This window comes from Sphingomonas sp. Leaf23 (genome assembly GCF_001421585.1).
Lineage (GTDB): Bacteria > Pseudomonadota > Alphaproteobacteria > Sphingomonadales > Sphingomonadaceae > Sphingomonas.
The window spans coordinates 989662-995986 of record NZ_LMKR01000002.1 but is presented as its reverse complement, the minus strand read 5'-3'; the positions used below and the strand labels follow the sequence as shown (position 1 = coordinate 995986).

General features: G+C 64.3%; 5 protein-coding genes and 1 tRNA gene. 2 read left to right on the top strand and 4 right to left on the bottom strand.

The window, feature by feature from the left end; all coding sequences use genetic code 11:
- Positions 1-261: 261 nt before the first annotated feature.
- The 3 genes from ASE67_RS18155 to ASE67_RS08330 form a co-directional block, all read right to left on the bottom strand.
- A complete protein-coding gene (locus ASE67_RS18155) occupies positions 262-612 on the bottom strand; it encodes a hypothetical protein (RefSeq protein WP_156348547.1) in 351 nt (116 codons plus the stop codon).
- A 9-nt stretch (positions 613-621) separates the two neighbouring features.
- The gene (locus tag ASE67_RS08335; protein ID WP_055759056.1) at positions 622-2064 is read right to left on the bottom strand and encodes a hypothetical protein; all 1443 of its coding nucleotides are present in this window, start codon (positions 2062-2064) and stop codon (positions 622-624) included.
- A gap of 236 nt (positions 2065-2300) precedes the next feature.
- A tRNA-Gln gene (locus ASE67_RS08330) sits at positions 2301-2375 on the bottom strand.
- A gap of 137 nt (positions 2376-2512) precedes the next feature.
- Between ASE67_RS08330 and ASE67_RS08325 the strand changes: the two genes are divergently transcribed.
- Complete coding sequence (locus tag ASE67_RS08325) at positions 2513-2992, top strand: pyridoxamine 5'-phosphate oxidase family protein (protein ID WP_055759052.1); 480 nt, start codon at positions 2513-2515, stop codon at positions 2990-2992.
- 56 nt (positions 2993-3048) lie between these two features.
- Here ASE67_RS08325 and ASE67_RS08320 read toward each other — a convergent pair whose 3' ends face one another.
- Positions 3049-4281 (bottom strand): polyhydroxyalkanoate depolymerase, encoded by a 1233-nt coding sequence (locus ASE67_RS08320; protein WP_055759049.1) that lies wholly within the window; start codon positions 4279-4281, stop codon positions 3049-3051.
- Between the two features lie 217 nt (positions 4282-4498).
- Here ASE67_RS08320 and ASE67_RS08315 point away from each other — a divergent pair, with 217 nt between their 5' ends.
- Entirely contained in the window at positions 4499-6289 is a 1791-nt protein-coding gene (locus ASE67_RS08315) for an ABC transporter transmembrane domain-containing protein (protein WP_055759046.1), read from the top strand.
- Positions 6290-6325 lie beyond the last annotated feature (36 nt).

Below are 6325 nucleotides of genomic sequence, written 5' to 3'. Positions count from 1 at the left end.
GCGGCATGGCGCCCGCCGAGTTCACGAACCGCCCCAGCCACGGGCATGAGGACACCGAAGCTAACTTATCAACGGCCTGAAAATGGGGAGCACGTCACAGGCAAGCTTATGTTCGCCGCAAGTGGATACTGAAAGCCCTAAGCTGCCAATGTCGACTTTTGTCGGGATCCGTCACTTAACGAACCGGTTTGCAAGGACGGCTTTGTCCCAGAGACGGCCATTTCTACGCATACTATCCCGTTACCGGCCAACCACGCAAAATCATTTACTGGCCTTCAAACGGGCCGGACGAGGTTGGCGGCTGGAGGCGGGTAGGAGATGCGTAGGTAGGGGCCGAAGTCGGTCGGTGACCTTTGGGATCTGGTCTACTGCTTCCTTCAACCGGGTCAGCCGCGCTGCCTTCGAGTAGCGACCGGCGGTTTCTCCACTCATGGTATGGCCGACGAGGTCAGCACGGGTTTCAAGGAAGACCTCTCGATACTTCAGTTCTGTCGTAACCATGTGCCGGAACGAGTGAATTGCCTGCCCCGGCTCGATGAAGTCGAGTTTCCTCGCGATCTTCGTCCACCAGTTTTTGTAGTAGACGTCGCCATAGCTCCGCTTGCCCGACACGGTCCGAAGCTAAGGGAACAGCATTGTTTCGCCCGCGGCACGTAGCGCCTTGACGTAGTCCGGCAGCCCGAGCCGCATCAGTTCGTCGGCGAATGGCACCAACCGAACCGCCGCCCTGTTCTTGACGTGCCCGCCGTTCTCGTCAGTGATCGTGAAGAACCAGACTCCATCCTCCTGACCAATGTCGTCGAGCGTCAGCTGACAGATTTCCTCGCGCCGACAGCCAGTGTACCATGCAATGGGCAGCACCCAGAAACCTGCATCGTGCCAGATCTCGGTTCCTTGTTCGAGCCGACGCCCAAGCGATCGCGAACCGGTCCAGATCGGCAGACGAAACAATCGCCGCCCTTCCTCCTCGGTATACGCGTCCCGCTGTTCGCGTGCGTCGCGATCATCTTCATACAGGAAGTCCGACCAGTCGATGGCCGTAACGCCGTCGACCTGCTTGCCGACCCATGCCATCAACTCTTTCAGGAAAAGGAAATGTCGGTTCGTGCTGGTCGATTGGAGACCGATCGTCTCTGGGTCGCGAGCACCAGTTTTGATCTCCGCCTCGGCCTCGCGGCAAATTTCCTCGAGCGACATCGCATCGTGGCGCCGCGATTTGTGGTGGCTAACGGGTAACCGAGAGAAATGCTCGTTAAGCCGCGCCACATCCTTCCGCACGACGAGCCGTATCGGGCGGGCACCATAGCTCTTTTCAAGCAGGCGCGCCGCCGACAGGAATTGCGTACGGGTCTTCGCGGTCCAGCGCGCCTTCCGCCTCGCGTCACCAACGATCTTGGGATTGTCGGCGATGAAGCGTTCCGCCGCTTGGGTCGGCGTCATCGATGCCCATGGCTCGGCGACCTGGGACTCCGGCGGCGGCGCCGTGGTAGCAACGGCCGCGGGTACAGCGGCAACCGCAGCGAAGGGCATCGGCCCAGACGCGGCGCGATCGTCGATCATGCCAGTCCACATCGTTGCGGGATCGACCAGTCGCCGCCGATATTCGAGAGCGGCGGCGAGCCGTCCTTCGAGATTGACCTTCCGGGCAATGTAGAGATTGTCGGCGGTTTCGCATACGCCTGACGCGCGAAGGTCACACGCGGCCTTGTCGAGGGACCGGCCACGCCAGTCTGGTCGATCGGCAAAGAAGTCGATCAGTGTCTCCTTCTGGTCGTCCGTCAGGCTTGGAAATCGCGCCTCGACATGCTCGCGACTACCGACGTTCGTTGGGACGCCATGCACGACGAAATCCCGGAGCATTGCTTCGTAGATGCCGACGAGGCCCTCGATCAAAAAGGTGGCGTTCGGATCAGTGCGCTGGAAACCGACGTGAACCAGCTCAAGATGGTCGCGCATCTCCTCCATCGCCCTACGGAAGATCCCGGCCTTTTGGGTCGTTGTCAGGCTTGCGGCTCCGCCGTCCTGGCCCAAGGTCATCTTCAAAGTCTCGCTCTTAGCGGTCATCGCACACCCCATGCTCCGCGCCACCGCCTGGGCGGTAGTTCGGAGGCTCAGGCGTAGGGTGAAAGGCTTACCATCCTGAAAACGGACGGTACGGCGCCAGTAGTAGACGGCGCCTCTGCGCTCGACATTCTGAATTGCGGGCACGGCATCTCCACATGGAGCCGTCACACCCACCGGCCCAATCCAGCGGTTGTGACCGATTTTCTGCCGCGAAAACAATAACTTAGATATTAAATTGGCTGGGGCGGCAGGATTCGAACCTACGAATGCCGGTACCAAAAACCGGTGCCTTACCGCTTGGCGACGCCCCAGCGACCGCGGCTTGCGCGGTGGAGGGACGCACTAGGGGGAACTGCCGGGATTCGCAATGGGGTTTGCGTCCGTAGGGGTTGGGAAACCTGACGCCGCTGGGTCGTTGGGGCAGGGCATAGCCCAGGAAGGAATATCCATGTCGACCAAGAGCCCAGACGAAATCCGCAACGCCATGTGGAAGGCGATGGCGGCCAGCCCGTATGTGATGCTGGGCCTGACCGGGAAGGACCAGCATAGCGAGCCGATGTACGCCGTGCTGGACGAGGACGCGCACAGCGAATTCTGGTTCTATACCAAGCGGGACAATCGCGCCGCGTCGGGTGGTCCGGCGATGGTGCAGTTCGTTGCCAAGGGCCACGACCTGTTCGCCTGCATCCGCGGCACGTTGACCGAGGAAACCGATCCGGCGATCATCGACAAATACTGGTCGAAGCCGGTCGAGGCATGGTTCGAACATGGCCGGCAGGACCCGGCGCTGATGATGCTGCGCTTCGACCTCGACAATGCCGAGGTGTGGGACACCGATCAGTCGCTGCTCGGCAAGTTGAAGATGTTCACCGGCCAGACCATCCGCAGCAGCGACGAAGCGGGCAGCCACGCGGTCGTCGACGTCTGAACGCAACAAGGGCGGGGGTTTGCGCCCCCGCCCTTTCCGTGTTGCCGCCCAAGCGATCAGCCGTTGTGGGTGGCGATCCATTCCTCCAGCACCGGCGCGATGCGGGTCCGCCATTTCGACCCGTTGAAGATGCCGTAATGGCCGACTTCGGGGGCCATGTGATACTGCTTCATGGCGTCGGGCAGCGCCGTCGCCAGCGTCAGCGCGGCGCGGGTCTGGCCCACGCCCGAGATATCGTCACGCTCGCCCTCGATCGCCAGGATCGCGGTGTCGGTGATCGCGCCTGGATCGACCGCGCGGCCGCGATGCTTCATCGTGCCTTCGGGTAGCGCGTGGGTCTGGAACACCAGATCGATCGTCTGGAGATAGAATTCGGCGGTCATGTCGCACACCGCGCGATATTCGTCGTAGAAACGCTGGGTCGATCCGGCACCCTCGCCATCGCCCTGCACCAGATGCTTGAACATCTCGTAATGCGAAATCATGTGGCTGCCGAGGTTCATGCTCATGAACCCGGCGAGCTGCAGGAAGCCCGGATAGACGCGGCGGCCTGCCCCCGGATAGGTCATCGGCACGGTCGCGATGACATTCTGTTCGAACCACGCATGCGGGCGCTGCGTCGCCAGCGTGTTGACCGCGGTCGGTGCCTCGCGCGTGTCGATCGGCCCGCCCATCATGGTCAGCGTGCGCGGACGGTTGGGATGCTGGTCGGCCCCCATCAGCGCGGTCGCGGCATAGACCGGGACCGAGGGCTGGCACACCGCCAGCACATGCGCGCGGGCGTCGCCGGTCTCACCGATCTTTTCGAGGAAGGCGACGACATAATCGATATAGTCGTCGAGGTCGAAGCGACCGTCCGCGACCGGCACCAGCTTCGCATCGCGCCAGTCGGTGATGTAGACATCGGCGAAGGGCAGCATCCGTTCGACCGTGCCGCGCAACAGCGTCGCATAATGGCCGCTCATCGGCGCGACGATCAGCAGCTTCGGGCCGTTCTCCACCCCTTCGCGGACGAAGCGCTTGAGCTGTCCGAACGGGCGGCGCAGCACGATTTCCTCGCGCACCGCCACCGGCTGGCCATCGATCGTCGTGCCGGTCAGCCCGAACCCCGGCTTGCCGCGCGGCGCGGCGGCGTGGGCAAAGACCTGCAATGCCGATCCCAGCACCGGGCCACCACCAAAATAGGCGAACGGATTGCTGGGGTTCTGCAACAGCCCCGCCCCGAAATTCGCCATCGCGCTGGCACCCGCCAACAACGAGCGTTGCCATTCATATGCGTCGTACAACATGGGCATCCCCGGACCTTCTCTGACGGGAACTACCCGTACCAGTGAAAATATAGCGATTCGTTGCCATCGGCAACGCTTCGAACGTCGTACGCCAAACCTGTCCGTGCGCTGAAAGCGCAACTGCGGACACACCCTCGCGTCCTTCGATACGTTCAAGCAACGAACGCGGTCGGAGGTTCCCTTTGCGGTCGCTCGCCGCACAGGCTAGGCAGCGCGCATGGCCGACACGCCCCCCGCTCCTGCCCCTGGCCCCGATCGCGCAAAGATGCTGCCGGCACTCCGGCTCGTCTGGCGCTTCACCTTTCGCTACAAGCTGCAACTGATCGGCGCGCTGGTGTCGCTGGTCACCGCTGCGGTGGCGACATTGTGGATCCCGCGCACCTTTCAAAAGGTCGTCGACAACGGGTTTGCCGAAGGGGCGAGCGTCGATGGCATCGCGGTCTATTTTGAAGGGCTGCTGGGCGTCGTCGTCGTGCTGGCGATCGCGACCGCCGGGCGATTCTATTTCGTGTCATGGCTGGGCGAACGCACCGTCGCCGACCTGCGCATGGCGGTGCATCGCAACCTGCTGACCCTTTCGCCCGGCTGGTTCGAGGAGAACCGCCCGTCGGAAATCGCGTCGCGCCTGACCGCCGACACCGCGATCGTCGAAGGGATCGTCAGCACCACCGTATCGGTTGCGCTCCGCAACCTGCTGGTCGGGATCGGCGGGGTCATCTATCTGTTCAGCCTGCAGCCCAAGCTGACACTCTACCTGATCGTCGGCATCCCGGTGATCGTGTTCCCGATCATGTGGCTGGGCGGACGGGTGCGCAAATTGTCGCGGTCCAGCCAGGACCGGATCGCCGACATCGGGTCGGTCGCCTCGGAGACGCTGGGCGCGATGAAGATCGTGCAGGCGTTCGGGCAGGAGGGGCGCGAAGGCGACCGGTTCGAGGCCGCCGTCGATCGCGGCTTCGCCACCGCCAAGAAGCGGTTCGCGACGCGCGCGATCATGACCGCGTTCGTCATCGGCATGTTGTTCGCCGCGATCACGCTCATCATGTGGGATGCGGTCAGCGACGTCGCGGCGGGGCGGACGACCGGCGGCGCGATCACCGCGTTCGTGCTGACCGCCGCGCTGGTCACCGGATCGTTCGGCGCGTTGACCGAAGTCTATGGCGACCTGCTGCGCGCATCGGGTGCCGCCGGGCGGCTGGCCGACCTGTTGGCGCAGCGCCCGACCATCGCCGCGCCGGCGACCCCGGTCGCGCTGCCTGACCCTGCGCGCGGCGCGGTGGCGTTCGACGGCGTGACCTTCCACTACCCGACCCGCCCCGAAGTCGCCGCGCTCAGCGACTTCACGCTGGCGGTGACGCCGGGGGAAACGGTAGCGGTCGTCGGCCCGTCGGGTGCGGGCAAGTCGACCCTGTTCCAGCTGATCCAGCGCTTCTACGACCCCGAAGCCGGGCATATCGCAGTCGATGGCGTCGATGTTCGCGACGCCGATCCGGCGGCGGTGCGCGCACGGATCGCGATGGTCCCGCAGGAAACGGTAATCTTTGCCGCGTCGGCCCGCGACAATCTGCGCTATGGCCGCTGGGACGCGACCGACGAGCAGCTGTGGGCCGCCGCCGATGCCGCCAATGCCAGCGCGTTCCTGCGCGAACTGCCGCAGGGGCTCGACACCTATCTGGGCGAGGGCGGTGCACGGCTGTCCGGTGGACAGCGGCAGCGGGTGGCGATCGCCCGCGCGCTGCTGCGCGACGCGCCGATCCTGCTGCTGGACGAAGCGACCTCGGCGCTGGATGCCGAGAGCGAGCGGCTGGTGCAGGATGCGCTCGACCGGCTGATGGCGAACCGCACGACATTGGTCATCGCCCACCGGCTGGCAACGGTGCGCGCCGCGTCGCGGATCATCGTGATGGAACAGGGCCGGATCGTCGAGAGCGGGCGCCATGCCGAACTGATCGCGCAGGGCGGGCTGTACGCACGGCTGGCGAACCTGCAGTTTCACGAGGCGGGTTGAGGGGGACGGACGTCAGGGCGTCACCCCGGGCTTGAC